A 16,196-nucleotide genomic window follows, 5' to 3' on the forward strand; every position below is an offset into this window, starting at 1 on the left:
GCGCGGCGCGCCACGCGGGGCCGTCCCAGGGGCTTTCGCGACAGGCCCCCGGGGGCTCAGCCCGCGACCGCCGCGCGGGCCGCGCGCTCTACGAGCGCGATGCCGTCCTTCATGGACGTGCTGCCGTCCGAGAGGACCGCGACGAGGTAGTGGTGGCCGCCCCTGTCGATCCGGCCGACGCTGTTGACGTCCCACAGTCCGGTGGTGTTCCGCTGGAGCCAGCCGTTCTTCAGCGCCCAGTCCGAACCGGCGGCCGCCGACACGCCCCAGGACTGCTCGTCGGCCACGTTCCCCATCAGCGAGCGGATGTAGGCGCGGGACGTCTTGTCGAGCGCGGCGGGCTCGTCGTCGAACACCGCGCGCAGCAGCTGGATCTGGTCCCCCGGCGTGGTGCGGGTCAGTCCCCAGCGGGGTCCTGAACCGCCCTCGGTCTCGGTCAGTCCGAGCCGTTTGTTGGCCGCCTTCAGGCCCGGGGCGAGTCCGATGCTCCGCCACAGGGCGTTCGCCGCCGCGTTGTCGCTGTGCTCGATCATGGCCTTCGCCCGGTCGCGCTCCGCCGTGCTCAGCCCGTGCCCGGCGTCCCGGGCCCGCAGGAGGGCGGCCGCGAGGATGTCCACCTTGACGATGCTGGCCGTGTCGAACGTCCCGCCGTCGCCGTGGACCTCGGGCCTGTGCTGCGGGTCGTCCAGGTCGAGTACGGCGGCGGCGACGCGGGCCTTGCCCGGGGCGTGCACCGACTTGGCGAAGTCCGAGCCGTGGCGGGGCGCGGCGGCGGCCGGGAGCGTGCCGGCCGTCACCAGTGCAGCCGTCAGCGCGGCGAGCGCGCCCGTGACCGTGGCGCGCCGTGTCCTTCGGGAGCGGTGCGGGTGCGTGCGGGGGTGGAACATGGGGAGCGGCCTTCGCGGTGGGGGGTGGGGCACGGTGCTGCGAACCTAGACGGAAAAGCCCCGGCCCCGACGTGACGGCTGCCACGCCGGGGCCCGGTTCGCGCGAAATGTGACCAGAGCGACACGGCCCTGCCGCGTGTCCTTACTGGGCGGTGCCGAAGTCCTGGGTCCAGTAGCTGCCCGGCTGCGCGAGGCCGACGCCTATCTCCTTGTAGGAGCAGTTGAGGATGTTCTCGCGGTGGCCGGGGCTCGCCATCCAGCCCGCCATGACCTCGGCCGGGGTGGAGTAGCCGTACGCGACGTTCTCGCCGTACGCGCTCCACTGGTACCCGGCGGCGGTGATCCGGGTGCCCGGGTCGGAGCCGTCGGAGCCGGTGTGCGACATGTTCTGGTGGGCCGCCATGTCGTCGCTGTGCGCCTGCGCGGCCTTGTTCAGCTCGGCGTTGACGGTCAGCGGACTGCAACCCACCTTCGCGCGCTCGGCGTTGACCAGCTGCACGATCTGGGCGACGGCACCGGAGGCGGGGGCGGCCGGGGCCGGGGTGGCGGCGGGGGTCGTCGTCACCGGCTTGGGGGCGGGCCTCGGCGCGTGCTGGGGCGCGGTCCTGGCGGCCGACTCCACCGCGGTCTTCACGGCGGCCGGGGTGGCGGACTTCGTGACGGCCGGGGTCGCCGTCTTCGCGGGCGCCGGGGTGGTGGCCTTCGGGCGGGGCGCCGCGTGGGTACGGGCGGGAGCGGTGTGCGGGCGCTCGGCGCGCTCGTGGTGCTCGCGGGCGGAGGGCGTCGCGGCCGGGGTCTCGGGCGTCGCCCCGGCGGGAGCCGGGCTGCCGCTGCGGCCCTCGGGGCTCGTGTGGTCCCAGCTCCGCGTGATCTGGTCCGCCGTGTCCTGCTGCCGGTCCCACGCGGTGCGGTAGGGCGCCGAGCCGGCCTGCGACCCCGCGTCGTCGCCGCCCCACTTGACGCAGGCCATGGCGGCGGAGGGCACACCCACCGCGCCGACGGCGACGGCGGCGATCACCATCCGCCGGTAATGCTGCTGCTTGCGGTGCTTTGCCATGTGTGACCTCACTGCCATTGCGCGGACTTCGTCTTCTCAACTGCGAAGACGCTCTGCGAGACGCCATTCTTAGGAGGCGTTCACAGGCTGCGCAAAGAGCGGCTCGTACTACTGCGCTTCGTAGGACAGAAGAGGGTCGTACGTAAAGGCAGGGGTGGGCCGACCCGCCGTCAGTGGGTCGGCCCACCCCTGCCGTGCCGTCAGAAACCCTGTGCGTTCGCAAAAACGAGTGGCGGCGCCGAGTGAAGATCACCCCATGCGGTTAGGAATGATCCACATCTACACCAAGACGGACAAATCCCATTTGTCGTCCGGGTGTCGTCTACTAAGCGGCCCGCGTAGGTCGCGCGGACGCTGTGACCGAAGTCACGGAACCGTGTCCGATTCCGCCCGTTCGGCTCAGCCGGAGACCTCCACGCGCCCGGTCGCGAGCAGCCGCAGCGCCTCCTCGGACGGTGAGCCGGGCACGGCGGTGTAGATGACGACGTTCTGGTCCCGGTCGGGGAGGTGGAGGACGTCGCAGTTCACGGTCACCGGGCCGGCCGCCGGGTGGTGGAAGGTCTTGGTCAGGGTGTGCTCGGCCGCCACGTCGTGCGCGGCCCACAGACGGGTGAACTCCGGGCTCCCGGCCAGAAGTTCACCGATCAGCGCGGTCACCTCCGGGGAGTCGGGGTAGCGCGCGGAAGCGGCGCGGAGCCCCCGGACGCAGGAGCGCGCGAACGCGTCCGCGTCGGACACGCCGTACAGCCGCCCGCCCTTCGGGCCCGGTCCGAGGAAGGTGCGCCGTACGAGATTGCGGTCGCGCGGGGGAACGGCGGAGAAGTCCTCCATCAGGGCGGCCGTCAACTCGTTCCAGGCGAGCACCTCGTAGGTCGCCGAGGTCACGAACGCGGCGGAGCCGGGGAGCCGGTGGATCAGGTCGAGGACGCTCTGCGGCACCTCGCGCGACGGCCCGGGCGGCGGGCCCGGGGGCGTACCCGCGAGATGGTGGAGGTGGTCGCGCTCGGCGTCCGACAGCCGCAGCGCCCGCGCGAGACCCGCCAGCACCTCGCGCGAGGGGTGCGGGGCCCGGGCCTGCTCCAGCCGTGTGTAGTACTCCGTCGAGATGAACGCCAGCTCGGCCACCTCCTCGCGCCGCAGCCCCGGCGTCCGCCGCCGCGCCCCGGTGGGCAGCCCCACCTCGGCGGGCGCGATCCGCTCCCGCCGGCTGCGCAGGAACCCGGCCAGTTGTCCTCTGTCCACGCCTCCAGTATTCCGCCGTCCCGCCCCGCGCGACGGGGTACCGGCCGAGATCCGTCCAGGTACCGGTGATACCTGGATGGGCTGCCGGAGGCGGCGCAGGCTCGGGGGCATGAACGACACCACCACCACGCCCCTCGGCCTGCTGACCGGCAAGGTCGCCTTCGTCACCGGGGCCGGACGCGGCATCGGCGCCGCCGCGGCCCGGCTGTTCGCCCGCGAGGGTGCCCGGGTGCTGCTCGCCGCGCGCACCGAGGACCAGTTGAAGGCGGTGACCGAGGAGATCACGGCCGACGGCGGCACCGCCGCGTACACCGTGTGCGACCTGGCCGACGCCGACTCGGTACGCGCCGCCGTGCGGCACGCCGTCGACACCTACGGCCGCCTGGACGTCGCCTTCAACAACGGCGCGACCATCCAGCACCCCGGCCCCCTGGACCGGACGCCCGAGGCCGACTTCGACCACGTCTACGCCGTCAACCTCAAGGGCCAGTGGCTCGCCATGGCCGCCGAGGTGGCCGCGATCCGGGCCACCGCCGGGAGCGGCGCCATCGTCAACAACTCCTCCGTCGGCAGCCACGGCGCCAACCCCGAACTGCCGGTCTACGGCGCGATGAAGCGGGCCCTGAACAGCCTCACCGAGTCCGCCGCCGTGACCTACGGCCCCGAGGGCATCCGGGTCAACGCCATCGCCCCCGGCGCCACGCTCACGGAGATGATCCGCGCCTGGGAGGCCGAGTCGCCCGGTGTGCTGGACCGGATCGCGGGGCTCAACCCGTTGGGCCGCGCCGCCGACCCCGAGGAGATCGCGCAGGCCGCGGCCTGGCTGCTCAGCGACCGGGCCTCGTACGTCAACGGCACGATCCTCCGGGTCGACGGGGGTACGCGGCTCTGAGCCCGGCGCGTCCTGCGTGTCCCGCACGTCCGGCACGTCCGGCGTATCCGCGCCGGTCCCGCGCGGGGCGCCCGTGCCTATGGTGGAGCGTGATCGACTCCGACACCGAGCCCGCCCGGCGGCGTCGGCGGCGGCCGGGCTACGCGGCCGCCGCGGGCGTCTTCGCCGTGGGCATGATGGGCACCACGCTCCCCACCCCGCTGTACGGGCTCTACCGGCAGCAGATCGGGTTCTCCGAGCTGATCGTCACGGTGGTGTTCGCCGTCTACGCCGTCGGCGTCATCACCGCGCTGCTCGTCGCGGGCGGCGCCTCCGACGTCCTGGGCCGCCGCCCGGTACTGGGCTGCGCCCTGGGGCTGTCCGCGCTCAGCGCGGTCTGCTTCCTCTTCGAAGAGGGGCTGCCGCTGCTCTACGTCGGCCGGGTGCTGTCCGGCTTCTCGGCGGGGCTGCTCAGCGGCACGGGCACGGCGGCGGTCCTCGACCTGGCACCGGCCGGGCGGCGGGGGCGCGCCGCGTTCGCGGCCACGGCGGCCAACATGGGCGGCCTGGGACTCGGCCCGCTGCTCTCCGGCTTCCTCGCGGAGTACGCGCCCCGCCCGCTGACCCTGCCCTTCCTCGTGCACCTGGGCCTGCTCGCCGTCGCGGCCGCCGTCACCGCCCTGCTCCCCGAGACGGTCCACCACTCCGGGCGCCGCCCACCCCTGCGCCCCCAGGGCATGACGATCCCGCCGCAGGTGCGCGGGGTGTTCGGGCCGAGCGCGCTGGCCGCGTTCGCGGGGTTCTCCCTGCTCGGCCTCTTCACGGCGGTCGCCCCGGCCTTCCTCACCGAGACACTGGGCGAGCACAACCTCGCCGTCACCGGCGCCGTCGTCTTCTGCGTGTTCTGCGCCTCGACCGTCGGCCAGCTCCTCATGGGACGCCTCGGCCCGCGCACCGCACTCCCCACGGGCTGCGCGGTGCTCGCCGCGGGTCTGGTACTGGTCGGCGTCTCCCTGCTGACCGAGTCGCTCCCGGTGCTGCTCGCCGGTGCGGTGGCGGGCGGGATCGGCCAGGGCATGGCCTTCCGCGCGGGCCTCACCGCGGTCGGCTCGGCAGCACCCCCGGACCATCGGGGCGCCACGATCTCGGCCTTCTTCGTCGTGGCCTACCTGGGCATCTCCCTGCCCGTCGTCGGCGTGGGCGCCCTCGCCGCGGCCCTCGACGTGCGCGAGGCGGGCATCGTGTTCACGGCGTGCGCGATCGTGCTGGTCGCGGCGGTGGGCTTCCGGGTGGGCCACCGGCCGCCGGAGGCGTTGTGACGGCCCCCCGGCGGGACATCACGGGAGGGTGACCGCCGGATACGTCTCGGTGTACGTCTCGCCACGCGCGCCCCGGTAGACGCAGGTGCGCGCCGTCAGATCCACGTCGTACCGGACCACCCCCGCCTCCCAGCAGCCCCGCGTGAACTCGGGGAACGAGGTCTCGCCCGCCTGGTCGGCGCGGAGTGCGGTGAGCAGGGCCGTGCGGTCGAAGGGCGGTACGTCGGTCATGCCGCTGATCAGCGGCTCGCCCTGGAGGGCGACGGGGCCGGCGTCGGTGAGGTAGAGCATCGCTCCGGACGGGACGGTCATCGTGCAGTGGGTGGTCCCGGCCTGGCGGAGGGCTTCGGCGAGGTAGGGGAAGCCGCCTGCCCTCGGGCGGACGGAGGCGCCGCGTTCCAGGGCTGCCTTGAGGGTCGGGACGGCGGTGTTCGTGGTCATGGGTGACACGTTGGCATCATGACAACATGTTGTCAAAATGGCTCGGTGTTGTGAATGTGGCAATCTGTTGTCGCACCGACAGTGAAGTGGCAGGTCAGGAGGCTGGGCATGAGTGACGAGGCGGCGCTGCTGGTCGCGGACATGTACGAGGCGGCGGGGGCGCTGCGGCGGCTCGGGGAGAAGACCGCCGCCGCCGAGGGGCTCACGCAGGCGCGGTGGCAGGTGATGAGCGTGGTGGCGGAGAGCCCGCTGACCGTTCCGCAGGCGGCGCGGCGGCTCGGGGTGAGCCGGCAGAACGTCCAGCGGGTCGCGGGCGACCTGGTCGAGCGGGACCTCGCGGCCTTCGAGCCCAACCCCGACCATCGGGGTTCGCCCCTGGTGGTCCTCACCGACGCGGGCGCCGAGGCGCTGGGCCGCGTCACCGAGCGCGCCGCCGCCACCCACCGCGCGGTGTTCGGCGCGATCCCGGGCGACGACATCCACGCGGCCAGGGAGTTCCTGCGCGTGCTGCTGACGGAACTGGACCGGTACGAAGCGGACGCGGGCGGCTCGGAGGGGCCCGCTCACACTCGCTGACCCTCCGGCACCCGTACCGTCGTCGTCACCCGCACCTGGCTCGGCCCGCGCGGTGTCGAGCCGAAGCCGAACAGCACCGGCGGCACGACGGGGCCCGCGGCACCGAGGTCGCGCCCCTCGTACACGGCCGTCGCGGCGGTGACCCGGCGCAGATCGCGGGCGCCGTACCACTCGTACCGGCCGCCGCCCGCCGAGCCACAGGTGCGCAGGCCCAGCAGCAGCCGGGCGAGCGGGTCGAGCGCGGTGGCGCACGCGGTGCTTGCCGCCACCCGGCCCGGCACCGCCCGCAGCAGCAGCCCCAGTGGTCCGCGCCGGCCCACCGTGAAGCGGAGGGTGAGCAGCGGACCGGCGTCCACGCTCCAGTGGGCGCCGTCGGTCCGTACCCCTACGGGGACGACCCCGACCTCGTCGAAGGCGTACGTCCCGGCGATGAAGTCCGCCGTCCGGCGGGTCGGGGCCAGCAGCACCCGGTGGCCCTCGGCGGTCTCCACCATCACGTCGCTGAACGGGCCGAACGGCGAGCGCGGCCAGTGCCCCAGGACCAGCCGGGTACCGGAGGCCGTGCCGATGCCGGTGATCCAGCCGTCGAAGCGCAGCAGGGCGGGCCGCCCGGGTGTGCCTGACGTTTCGCTCGGGGCGGGACGGGCCTGTTCTGGTCCGGGGGACACCATTCGCCCCGACTCCCCCTGGACCCCTGCGGCGAAACCCCTATCCCCGTGCCAGCATCTCCCGCGCCGTCTCCAGCGCCTCGGCCCGGTCGTGCGGGACGACGCCGATCCGGGTGCGCCGGTCGAGAAGGTCGGACGGTACGAGGGCGGCCTCGTGCCGGACCGCCCACAGGAGTTCGGCGCGCGTGACCGGGTGGCCCGGTATCACCGGCTCGGCCAGGCTCCGGTCGCGCTCGGCGAGCGCGTGCACGGCCGTCGCCTCGGTGCCGTAGCGGCGGACCAGCCGGGTGGGCGCGGGCAGGCGGCGCAGGGCGGCCGGTTCGGCGGCGCCCACCAGGGGGAGTGCGGCGGTGGGGGAGGGCCCGGCCGGGAGCCGGTGGGCGGCGACGGCGGCGTCCACGGCGTCCTCGGCCATACGGCGGTACGTCGTCAGCTTGCCGCCCACCACCGTGACCACGCCCTCGCCGGAGGTGAGCACGGCGTGCCTGCGCGAGATGTCGGAGGTGCGCTCCCCGGCCGACCCGGGCGCCGAGGTGTCCAGGAGCGGGCGCAGTCCGGCGAAGGCGCCGTCCACCTCGTCCCGGCGCACCGGGGTGTCCAGCACGGAGCCGAGCACGTCCAGGAGGAAGCCGATGTCGGTCTCCGGCACGTCGGGCTCGTCGGGGATCTCGCCCTCCACCGGCTCGTCGGTGAGGCCGACGTAGGTACGGCCATCGCCCTGCGGCAGGACCAGCACGAAGCGGTTGGTCTCGCCGGGGACCGGGATGTGCAGCCCGGCCGGCAGGGAGCCCAAACGCCGTGAGCGCAGGACCAGATGGGTGCCCCGGGAGGGCCGTACGCGCAGCCCCTCGACCAGGCCGCCCGCCCACACGCCGGTCGCGTTGACGACGGCCCGCGCCCTGATCTCCCCCTCCTCGCCGGTGAGTTCGTCGCGGAACCGGGCGCCACCGGCGTCCAGCCGCAGCGCGCGGACGCGGGTGAGGACCCGGGCGCCCTGCGCGGCGGCGGTACGGGCCAGGGCGGTGACCAGACGGGCGTCGTCGGTCACCTTGCCGTCCCAGGAGAGCAGTCCGCCGCGCAGGCCCTCGGTGCGCACGGCCGGGGCCAGCAGCCGGGCCTCGGCCGCGGCGAGGCGGCGCGGCACGGGCAGCACCTGGCGCGGGGTGCGCGCGGCGAGACGCAGCATGTCACCGGCGCGGAACCCGGCCCAGGCCAGCGACGCCTGGCCGCGCGAGACCAGCGGGGTCAGCGGCAGCACGAAGGGCTGCGCGGCCACCAGATGCGGCGCCGTACGGGTCATCAGCACCCCGCGTTCCACCGCGCTCTCGTGCGCCACGTCGAACTGTCCGGCGGCCAGATAACGCAGCCCGCCGTGGATCAGCTTGGAACTCCAGCGGGAGGTGCCGAAGGCCAGGTCGTGCGCGTCGATCGCCACCACGCTCAGACCGCGCGCGGCCGCGTCCAGGGCGACCCCCGCGCCCGTCGCGCCGAGCCCGACGACCAGCAGGTCGGCCGTCGATCCGTCGGTGGCCGAGGCGAGTTCGCGGGTGCGCCGGGCGGCGTCGAGGGACGATCCCGGCGTGGCCCCGGCGGAGGCGTCCGTACGGCTCATGGCGTGAGGGTCCTCTCCAGAAGGGTGCGCAGTTCGCCGAGCAGGGCCGCGGAGTCCAGCTCGGGGTCGTCCTCGTCGGTCATCGTGCGCAGCGACAGCGCGAAGGACTGCACGGTCAACAGCAGGGCTCGTGCCTGCCGTTCGGGATGACCCGCGCGCACCGAGCCGTCGGCGTGGCCCGCGCGCAGTGCCTCCACGAGCAGGGCGAGCAGCGCCTGCTGGCTCGCGCCGCGCCGGTCGAGCACGTAGGGGAGGAGCAGTTCGGGATCGACGTCGATGATCCTGCGGAAGAGGGGATGGGCGCGGAACTCGGCCACGCCGGTGACCAGTCCGTCCACGATCCGCTGCCGCGCGCTGGTGTCGGCCCGCTCCTCGGGCAGTACCCGGACGGCGATCGCGAGCCATTCGCGGGTCATCAAGTCGCCCACCAGGGACCGCAGATCGGGTCGGCGCCGGTAGAGCGTCATCCGGGAGACCCCGGCGCGGCGGGCCACGTCGGCGAGGGTGGTACGGCGTACGCCGACGGCCAGGACGCAGTCGCGCACCGCGTCGAGCACGGGGTCGCTGTCCGAACTGTTGTGACGAATGGACGTCATGTGTCACAGTGTAACGCCCCGAGGGGTCCGGCGGACCCGGAGCCGTGTGATCCGCCGAGTGAACCGCCTTCCGTGTGAACCGAGTTGGTGAGGACGACCGTTCGATGGACATGCTGTGGAACGGCTGGGGCGACCCGGCCAAGGCGGCACCGCTGCCCGACAACGTGACCGGCCTGCTGCGCGACCTGCTCGGCGTCCGGCCGCGCACCACCGCCCCGCTCGCCCTCGCCGATCTCGATCTCCCCGGAACACCGGCCGACCCGGCCGCGCTCAACGCTCTCGCGGATGCCGTCGGCGGCCGCGAACACGTGCGCACCGACGCCGAGTTCCGCATCCGGCACACCCGCGGCAAGTCCACCCCCGACCTGCTGCGCATCCGCGCGGGCGACCTGGTGGACGTCCCGCACGCCGTCGTCCTGCCCGGCTCGCACGAGCAGGTCCTCGCCGTGCTGCGGGCCTGCGCCGCACACCGGCTCGCCGTCGTGCCGTACGGCGGCGGCACCAGCGTGGTCGGCGGACTCGCCCCGCGGAAGAGGGAGTTCATCGCCCTCGACCTGCGCCGCATGGACGGCCTGCTCGACCTCGACCCGGTCTCCCGCACCGCCGTCCTCCAGCCCGGACTGCGCGGCCCCGAGGCCGAAGCCCTGCTCGCCGCGCGCGGGTTCACCCTCGGCCACTTCCCGCAGTCCTACGAGTGGGCCACCGTCGGCGGGTTCGCCGCCGCCCGCTCCAGCGGCCAGGCGTCCGCCGGATACGGCCGCTTCGACGAGATGGTCCTCGGCCTCACCCTCGCCACCCCCGAGGGCACGATCGAGACGGGCCGCGCGCCCCGCTCCGCCGCCGGACCCGACCTGCGCCAGCTGATCCTCGGCTCCGAGGGCGCCTTCGGCGTCATCACCTCCGTGACCGTGCGCGTCCGCCCGCTGCCCGGGCAACGGGTCTACGAGGCATGGCGGTTCGCGTCCTTCGCGGAGGGCACCGCCGCGCTGCGCCGCCTCGCCCAGGACGGACCCCGGTCCACCGTGCTGCGCCTGTCCGACGAGACCGAGACCCTGATCGGCCTCGCCCAGCCCGACAGCATCGGCGCCGCGTCGGACCAGGGCTGCCTCGCCGTCACCGGATACGAGGGCACCGAGGAGGACGTCGCCTTCCGTCGCGAGCGCGCCGCCGCCGTCCTGCGCGACTCCGGCGGCACCTTCGCGGGCGCCGAACCCGGCGAACGCTGGGCCCACGGCCGCTACTCGGCGCCCTATCTGCGCGACGCCCTCCTCGACGCCGGAGCCTTCGTCGAGACCCTGGAGACCGCCGCCTTCTGGTCCCGCATCCCGGAGTTGTACTCCGCCGTACGCACCGCGCTCACCGACACCCTCACCGGCGCGGGCACCCCGCCGCTGGTCATGTGCCACGTCTCGCACGTCTACGAGAACGGCGCCTCCCTCTACTTCACCGTCGTCAGCGCCCAGGGCGAGGACCCGGTCGCCCACTGGACCCCCGCCAAGCACGCCGCCAACGAGGCGATCCTCGCCGCCGGGGGCACCATCTCCCACCACCACGGGGTCGGCACCGACCACCGCGACTGGTACGTGCGCGAGGCGGGCCCGCTCGCCGTCGACGCCCTGCGCGCCGTCAAGCACCGCCTCGACCCGGACGGCCTGCTCAACCCCGGCGTCCTGCTCCCCGCCGACTGACCGGCCCCGCCGACACCCACCCCGCCCCGGAGGCTCACCGATGCGCCAGTTCACCGCCGTGGTCAACCCGACCGCGGGCGGCTCCACCGGGGCCGCCACGCTCCTCGCGGTCGGCCGCCTGCTCCGCGAGGCGGGCGCCACGCTGGAGACCGAGTACAGCCACGGCCTCGACCACGCCCGCGAACTCGCCCGCGCGGCGGGGGAGTCGGGCCGCGTCGTCCTCGCCGTCGGCGGCGACGGCATGGCAGGCGCCGTGGGCGGCGCCCTCAGCGGCACCGGCGCCCTCCTCGGACTCATCCCCTCCGGACGCGGCAACGACTTCGTCCGCGCCCTCGGCCAGCCCTCCGACCCCGCCGCCCTCGCCGAGGTCCTGCTGCACGCCGAGCCCCGGCACGTCGACACCATCGAGGTCGAGTCCGCCGTCCACCACCGCACGGTCGTCCTCGGCAGCGTCTACGCCGGAGTGGACGCCCTCGCCAACCGGTACGCCAACAACGCCCGCCTGCTGCGCGGTTCGGCCTCCTACTACGCGGGCGGCCTGCGCGCCGTCGCCGGATGGCGTCCCGCCGACTTCCGCGTCACCATCGACGGAGTCCCTTACGAACAGCGGGGCTTCACCGTCGTCGCCGCCAACTCCCGCTACTACGGCTCCGGTCGCGTCATAGCCCCCGGCGCCGAGATCGACGACGGCCTCCTGGACGTCGTGTTCATCCGTGAGGCACCCCGCACCCTCTTCTTCGCCCTCATGAACGACCTCAAGACCGGCACCCATGTGCGCCGCCCCGAGGTGAGCGTCGTACGCGGCCGGGAACTGCGCATCGAGTCCGGGCGACCGCTGCCCTACGGCGCCGACGGCGAGGTGGAGGCCACCCTGCCCGTCACCCTGCGCGTCCGCCCCCGTGACCTCGCCGTGCTCTGCTGACCGCTCGCACACCCGCTCGACCGGCGCGAACGCCCGCGAGCCGTGAACTGATAACGTCACGCAATCAACGGCCCGTCACCGAGGTCCCACACCACCATGAAGATCGCTTTCCTTCTGCACACCGCGTACGGAATCGGAGGGACGATCACCACGACATTCAATCTGGCCGCCGCCCTCGCCGAGCGGCACGACGTGGAGATCGTCTCCGTCCTGCGCGGCCGCGACAACCCACTCCTCACCCCGGACCCCCGGGTCCGGCTGCGGCCCCTGGTGGATCTGCGCACCGAACGCGACGACCCGCGGCACAAGGAACCGTCCCGGGTCTTCCCCGCCGCCGAGTCGCGGTACGGCGAGTACAGCCGGCTCACCGACGAACGCATCGCCCGGTGCCTCGCGGACATCGACGCCGACGTGGTGATCGGCACCCGCCCCGGACTCAACGTGCACCTCGCCCTCCAGGCCCCCGACCGTGTCCTGCGCGTCGGGCAGGAGCACCTCACCTGGGACCACCACTCGCCCCATCTGCGCACCGTCCTGCGCCGCGCCTACCGCCGCCTCGACCTGCTCACCACCGTCACCGAGGCCGACGCCCGCCTCTACCGGAGCCAGGCCCGGCTCGCCCGCGTCCCCGTCCAGGCCCTGCCCAACAGCGTGCCCGGCCCCGAACTGCCGCTCTCCGACGGCCGCGCCAAGCTGATCGTCGCCGCCGGACGGCTCGACCCGGTCAAGGGCTACGGCCTCCTCGTGCGGGCCTTCGCCAAGGTCGTCGCCGAACACCCCGACTGGCGCCTGCGCATCTACGGCAGGGGTGAGGAGCGGGACCGGCTGCAGGGCCTCGTCCAGGAACTCGGCCTCAGCAACCACGTCCATCTGATGGGCGCCTTCGCCCCCATGGAGGGCGAGTGGGTCAAGGCGTCGATCGGGGCGGCCAGTTCGACCTTCGAATCGTTCGGCATGACCATCGTCGAGGCGATGCGCTGCGGACTCCCCGTCGTCAGCACCGACTGCCGCTACGGCCCCGGCGAGATCATCCAGGACGGCGTGGACGGCCGGCTCGTACCGCCCGGCGACCCCGACGCCTTCGGCGCCGCCCTGCTCGACCTCGTACGCGACGACGAACGCCGCCGCGCCATGGGCCGCGCCGCCGCCGAGAACGCCCGCCGCTACGACCCCCGGTCCGTGGTGGTCGAGGCCGAACGGCTGCTCACCGACGCGCTCGCCGCCCGTGCCGCCGGACGCCGCCCCGCCCCCGGCCCGGACGCCCTGAGCCACAGCCTCACGGGCCACGCGCATGCCGCCCGCGATCTCGCGCACGTCACCGCCGCGCGCGTGCTCAGGCCCCTGAGAGGAATACGCCGATGACGACAGCGAACGGCACCGCACCGAGCGCGCTCTGCCGCGCCGACGCCGACGGCAGGGTCACCTTCGAGCTCACCGAGGCCGCCGGACACCCCGACGCGGCCGTCCTGCTGCGCCGCGCGGCCGCCAAGGGCAGCCCGGCGCCCGACGAGCACGCGCTCCCCCTCGAACCGGCGGGCGACGGACGCCTCCGCGCCGTGCTGGAACCCGAGCCCGCGCTCGCCGAGGGCCGCTGGGACGCGCTCCTGGTCCGCGAACCCGGCGCCGAACCCGAGCGGCTGCGCTCCGGCCCCCGCGACCTGCGCGCCCTTCTCGACGGCCACCTGCGCGAGTGGGCCGCCCCGGTCGCGGTGCGCGTCCCGTACGCCACCCAGGACGGCCACCTCGCGGTGCGGGCCTGGCTGCGCCCTGCGCACGCCGAGACCGGCCACATCGACGTGGACACGCGGGCCACGACGGTGACGGCCCGCCTGCACGGCGCCGAGTTCGCCGACGACGGCCTCGTACGGGTGCGGCTGCGCGGCGCCCGGGGCCGGGACGTGACCGTGACGCCCACCGTGGACGCCGACCGCAGGGGCTTCGCCTTCACCGTGGACCACGGCGAACTGGCGGGCACCGAGGCACCGGACGCGCCGGGCTACTGGGACGTGTACGTGCTGCCCGCGGCCGGTGCCGCGCCGGTGCGGGCCGGCCGCCTCCTGGACGACGTGGCCCACCGCAAGCACTCCTTCGTCCACCCGAAGGTGCGGGCCGGTGCCGCCACCGTGTGGCCGTACTACACGGTCGACAACGACCTCTCCTTCGACGTCGGCCCGGCCCGCTGATCCCGGCCGACTGACCGAGGTCCCCGGCCCGTGCCCGCGTACGGCACGGGCCGGGGACCGGGGTGGATCAGGGCAGCGTGCGGCACAGCAGGGCCGCGGGCCCCGGGCGGCTGCCGAACCGGGTGGTGAAGGCGATCCCGGCCGCGTACTCGTTCACCGCGCACTGGCCCTTGTAGTTGCCCTCGGCGAAGTCCCCGCCCGCGCCGTCGGCGGGACGGTTGTCCGAGCGGTCGAACCACACGGTGCGACCGCTGCCGCCGAGCGCGCCCTTGCCCGGCGCGCACACCGCCGCCGAGACCCGCTCGCCGCGCAGGCTGTACCCGATGAGGAACGCCCCCGACGGGCACTGGAACTTGGTGTACCCCGACGCCCAGTCGCCGCCCGAGGGGACGTACCGCTCGTCGTTCACGACCGTCTGGCCGCCGTCGGCCGCGCGCGGGTCGGAGGCGCCCGCGTCCGTGCACAGCCCGCGCCCGCCGGTGTGGCTCAGCCCGATCAGCCGCAGGCCGTCCGGGCAGGCCGCCTTGTAGGCGCCCGAGTCCCAGTCACCGGCGGCCTTCGCCTTCAGGGACTCCACCGCGTCCCCGTGGTCGGTGCTCAGCATCCGCCACACCGGCACCGGCGCCACCGCACCCGTTTTGCCCGAGTCGGCCATCAGCCGCTGCCAGCCCGCGGACCGCCAGTCGCCGCCGTCGAGGATGCCCGAGCGGCGCCCGGCGGTGTCGTAGCGCAGCAGCGCCCAGTCGTCGTGGCCCTCGAAGCCGACCAGCGGCCAGTACGCGAAGTCGGCGTCGTGGTCCGCGAAGTAGTCGGTGGTGTTGGTGAACCAGGTACGCGCCTTGTCGTTGGTGTCACCCGACCCGGCGCCGAACTCGCTGATCCACACCGGCGCGGTGTAGTGCTTGCCGTTCTCCTCCACGAAGAACGCCTCGTCGTACATGGCCTGCCCCAACTCCTCGCGGGACATGTCCTGGTAGCGGGCGTCATGGGTCTCGCCCACACCGGTGGCGCCGCTGTGGTGCGGTCCCGTGTAGCCGTAGAAGTGCGCGGAGTAGACCAACTTGTGGGCGTTGACCAGGGTGTTGGACAGGGTGCGCACGGGGGTGAGCATCGGGCGGCCGTGCGGCAGGCCGTCCACGGGCAGGCCCGTCCAGTTGATGCCCTCGATCACGATGAGCAGGTTCGGGTTGCCCTCGGTCAGGATGCGGTCACCGGCCAACTGGGCGGCCGCGTACCAGTCGTGGTCGTCGCCCAGGCCCCAGTTGGGGTCGTCGAGGATGTTCCGGCGGACCTCGTTGTAGAGGTCGGCGCCGACCACGCCGGGCACGGAGGCGTAGCGGCGGGCCGTGAACACCCAGTCGTCGGCCCACTGTTTCGTGGACTGGCTGGTGTTCCACCGCTCGTTGCCGTCGACACCGCAGCACCAACGCGACGTGTTGGTGTGGTTGTTGAGGATGACCGCGAACCCGCCGTCGCTGAGCGCGTTCACCACGGCGTCGTAGACCTGGAGCGGGGTCTTGCCGCGCAGCTGGGGGTTGGCGGCCACGGCGGCGTCGGGGACCGTCGCGGTGGAGCGGATCATCTCGTTGGAGAACGGCAGCCGGATGCTGTTGATGCCCAACTGGCGGAAGTCGGACAGCAGTTGGGATATCGGCACCCGGTCGAGACCGAGCGGGATGTTGTGCGAGTCCTGGCCCGCGTGGTGGTTCGCCGGGTCGTCGGTGCTGCCGCTGCCGTTCCACGAGCCCTGCGCGCCGTCCCAGTTGGCGGACTTCAGCCGGAAACGATTGCCGAGACTGTCGACGATGTAGCGGCCCTGGGTGGACAGCGGGCCGTGCAGGGTGGCGGCGGCGTCGGCCGTCCGGGCGCCGTGCACGTCGGCGGTCGGAGCGGCGGTGGTGTTCGGTGCCGCGTGCGCGGCCGAGGCCGCGGTGGAGACGAGAAGCAGCCCTGCGGCCGAGGCGACCAGACGCAGGGAGGGTGAAGCTGTCGGCATGGGGGAGCCCTTGGTCTTCCGGGGGATGAAAGTGCGTGAACGTGCTTGAAAAGCAAGGGAGTTGCATGAGAGAGCCGGAGTGGCGGCTGCATCGGCTGGGCGGCAGTCTCCACCACCACGCACCCCGAGCGGAAGGGA

At 74.0% G+C, this 16,196-nt stretch carries 15 protein-coding genes; 7 read left to right on the plus strand and 8 right to left on the minus strand.

The genetic code is table 11. The features are described from left to right. Positions 1 to 56: 56 nt before the first annotated feature. The 3 genes from AB0E91_RS24370 to AB0E91_RS24380 form a co-directional block, all read right to left on the minus strand. A complete protein-coding gene (locus tag AB0E91_RS24370) occupies positions 57 to 887 on the minus strand; it encodes a serine hydrolase (RefSeq protein WP_361785702.1) in 831 nt (276 codons plus the stop codon). 142 nt (positions 888 to 1,029) lie between these two features. After that, complete coding sequence (locus AB0E91_RS24375; protein WP_361785705.1) at positions 1,030 to 1,944, minus strand: CAP domain-containing protein; 915 nt, start codon at positions 1,942 to 1,944, stop codon at positions 1,030 to 1,032. A 399-nt stretch (positions 1,945 to 2,343) separates the two neighbouring features. Beyond that, entirely contained in the window at positions 2,344 to 3,186 is an 843-nt protein-coding gene (locus tag AB0E91_RS24380) for a helix-turn-helix transcriptional regulator (protein ID WP_361785708.1), read from the minus strand. A gap of 109 nt (positions 3,187 to 3,295) precedes the next feature. Here AB0E91_RS24380 and AB0E91_RS24385 point away from each other — a divergent pair, with 109 nt between their 5' ends. Continuing rightward, complete coding sequence (locus AB0E91_RS24385; protein WP_361785711.1) at positions 3,296 to 4,078, plus strand: SDR family oxidoreductase; 783 nt, start codon at positions 3,296 to 3,298, stop codon at positions 4,076 to 4,078. 89 nt (positions 4,079 to 4,167) lie between these two features. Continuing rightward, on the plus strand, positions 4,168 to 5,376 hold the full coding sequence (locus tag AB0E91_RS24390; RefSeq protein ID WP_361785714.1) for an MFS transporter: 1,209 nt from the start codon (positions 4,168 to 4,170) through the stop codon (positions 5,374 to 5,376). A gap of 18 nt (positions 5,377 to 5,394) precedes the next feature. Here the strand turns inward: AB0E91_RS24390 and AB0E91_RS24395 are convergent, their stop codons facing one another. After that, positions 5,395 to 5,817 carry a DUF1398 family protein gene (locus tag AB0E91_RS24395; protein ID WP_361785717.1) on the minus strand — a complete coding sequence of 141 codons (423 nt, stop codon included), beginning with the start codon at positions 5,815 to 5,817 and terminating at the stop codon, positions 5,395 to 5,397. A gap of 108 nt (positions 5,818 to 5,925) precedes the next feature. Between AB0E91_RS24395 and AB0E91_RS24400 the strand changes: the two genes are divergently transcribed. Continuing rightward, on the plus strand, positions 5,926 to 6,393 hold the full coding sequence (locus AB0E91_RS24400; RefSeq protein ID WP_361785720.1) for a MarR family winged helix-turn-helix transcriptional regulator: 468 nt from the start codon (positions 5,926 to 5,928) through the stop codon (positions 6,391 to 6,393). On the opposite strand, the gene AB0E91_RS24405 is transcribed toward AB0E91_RS24400, so the two are convergent. The 3 genes from AB0E91_RS24405 to AB0E91_RS24415 are packed head-to-tail and all read right to left on the minus strand — an operon-like array spanning position 6,381 to position 9,269. Continuing rightward, positions 6,381 to 7,064: a hypothetical protein gene (locus AB0E91_RS24405; protein ID WP_361785723.1), complete on the minus strand. Its 684-nt coding sequence runs from the start codon at positions 7,062 to 7,064 to the stop codon at positions 6,381 to 6,383. The two genes, AB0E91_RS24400 and AB0E91_RS24405, sit on opposite strands and share 13 nt — an antisense overlap. Positions 7,065 to 7,101: 37 nt before the next feature. Further along, on the minus strand, positions 7,102 to 8,673 hold the full coding sequence (locus AB0E91_RS24410; protein ID WP_361785726.1) for a glycerol-3-phosphate dehydrogenase/oxidase: 1,572 nt from the start codon (positions 8,671 to 8,673) through the stop codon (positions 7,102 to 7,104). Next, positions 8,670 to 9,269, minus strand: coding sequence for a TetR/AcrR family transcriptional regulator (locus AB0E91_RS24415; RefSeq protein ID WP_361785730.1), 600 nt, complete (start codon positions 9,267 to 9,269; stop codon positions 8,670 to 8,672). The genes AB0E91_RS24410 and AB0E91_RS24415 overlap by 4 nt, the downstream gene beginning before the upstream one ends. 104 nt (positions 9,270 to 9,373) lie before the next feature. On the opposite strand from AB0E91_RS24415, the gene AB0E91_RS24420 reads away from it, so the two are divergent. From AB0E91_RS24420 to AB0E91_RS24435, 4 genes are all read left to right on the plus strand, one after another. Beyond that, the gene (locus AB0E91_RS24420) at positions 9,374 to 10,957 is read left to right on the plus strand and encodes an FAD-binding oxidoreductase (protein WP_361785732.1); all 1,584 of its coding nucleotides are present in this window, start codon (positions 9,374 to 9,376) and stop codon (positions 10,955 to 10,957) included. A 40-nt stretch (positions 10,958 to 10,997) separates the two neighbouring features. Continuing rightward, entirely contained in the window at positions 10,998 to 11,879 is an 882-nt protein-coding gene (locus tag AB0E91_RS24425; protein ID WP_361785735.1) for a YegS/Rv2252/BmrU family lipid kinase, read from the plus strand. Between the two features lie 96 nt (positions 11,880 to 11,975). Then, on the plus strand, positions 11,976 to 13,241 hold the full coding sequence (locus AB0E91_RS24430) for a glycosyltransferase family 4 protein (protein ID WP_361785738.1): 1,266 nt from the start codon (positions 11,976 to 11,978) through the stop codon (positions 13,239 to 13,241). Then, the gene (locus AB0E91_RS24435; RefSeq protein ID WP_361785741.1) at positions 13,238 to 14,062 is read left to right on the plus strand and encodes a transferase; all 825 of its coding nucleotides are present in this window, start codon (positions 13,238 to 13,240) and stop codon (positions 14,060 to 14,062) included. Before AB0E91_RS24430 ends, AB0E91_RS24435 begins: the two co-directional genes overlap by 4 nt. Positions 14,063 to 14,129: 67 nt before the next feature. Here AB0E91_RS24435 and AB0E91_RS24440 read toward each other — a convergent pair whose 3' ends face one another. Beyond that, positions 14,130 to 16,058 (minus strand): cellulase family glycosylhydrolase, encoded by a 1,929-nt coding sequence (locus tag AB0E91_RS24440; RefSeq protein WP_361785744.1) that lies wholly within the window; start codon positions 16,056 to 16,058, stop codon positions 14,130 to 14,132. Between the last annotated feature and the right edge of the window lie 138 nt (positions 16,059 to 16,196).

Origin of the sequence: Streptomyces sp. NPDC026659, from assembly GCF_040638245.1 — a bacterium.
In the GTDB taxonomy this organism is placed as follows: Bacteria; Actinomycetota; Actinomycetes; order Streptomycetales; family Streptomycetaceae; genus Streptomyces.

Bases quoted from the DNA above. Each gene is read 5' to 3' on its own strand.
- AB0E91_RS24440 (WP_361785744.1), bottom strand. From the start codon at position 16,058: ATGCCGACAGCTTCACCCTCCCTGCGTCTGGTCGCCTCGGCCGCAGGG.
- AB0E91_RS24375 (WP_361785705.1), bottom strand. From the start codon at position 1,944: ATGGCAAAGCACCGCAAGCAGCAGCATTACCGGCGGATGGTGATCGCC.
- AB0E91_RS24425 (WP_361785735.1), top strand. From the start codon at position 10,998: ATGCGCCAGTTCACCGCCGTGGTCAACCCGACCGCGGGCGGCTCCACC.
- AB0E91_RS24385 (WP_361785711.1), top strand. From the start codon at position 3,296: ATGAACGACACCACCACCACGCCCCTCGGCCTGCTGACCGGCAAGGTC.
- AB0E91_RS24405 (WP_361785723.1), bottom strand. From the start codon at position 7,064: ATGGTGTCCCCCGGACCAGAACAGGCCCGTCCCGCCCCGAGCGAAACG.
- AB0E91_RS24370 (WP_361785702.1), bottom strand. From the start codon at position 887: ATGTTCCACCCCCGCACGCACCCGCACCGCTCCCGAAGGACACGGCGC.
- AB0E91_RS24410 (WP_361785726.1), bottom strand. From the start codon at position 8,673: ATGAGCCGTACGGACGCCTCCGCCGGGGCCACGCCGGGATCGTCCCTC.
- AB0E91_RS24420 (WP_361785732.1), top strand. From the start codon at position 9,374: ATGGACATGCTGTGGAACGGCTGGGGCGACCCGGCCAAGGCGGCACCG.
- AB0E91_RS24395 (WP_361785717.1), bottom strand. From the start codon at position 5,817: ATGACCACGAACACCGCCGTCCCGACCCTCAAGGCAGCCCTGGAACGC.
- AB0E91_RS24400 (WP_361785720.1), top strand. From the start codon at position 5,926: ATGAGTGACGAGGCGGCGCTGCTGGTCGCGGACATGTACGAGGCGGCG.
- AB0E91_RS24430 (WP_361785738.1), top strand. From the start codon at position 11,976: ATGAAGATCGCTTTCCTTCTGCACACCGCGTACGGAATCGGAGGGACG.
- AB0E91_RS24415 (WP_361785730.1), bottom strand. From the start codon at position 9,269: ATGACGTCCATTCGTCACAACAGTTCGGACAGCGACCCCGTGCTCGAC.
- AB0E91_RS24435 (WP_361785741.1), top strand. From the start codon at position 13,238: ATGACGACAGCGAACGGCACCGCACCGAGCGCGCTCTGCCGCGCCGAC.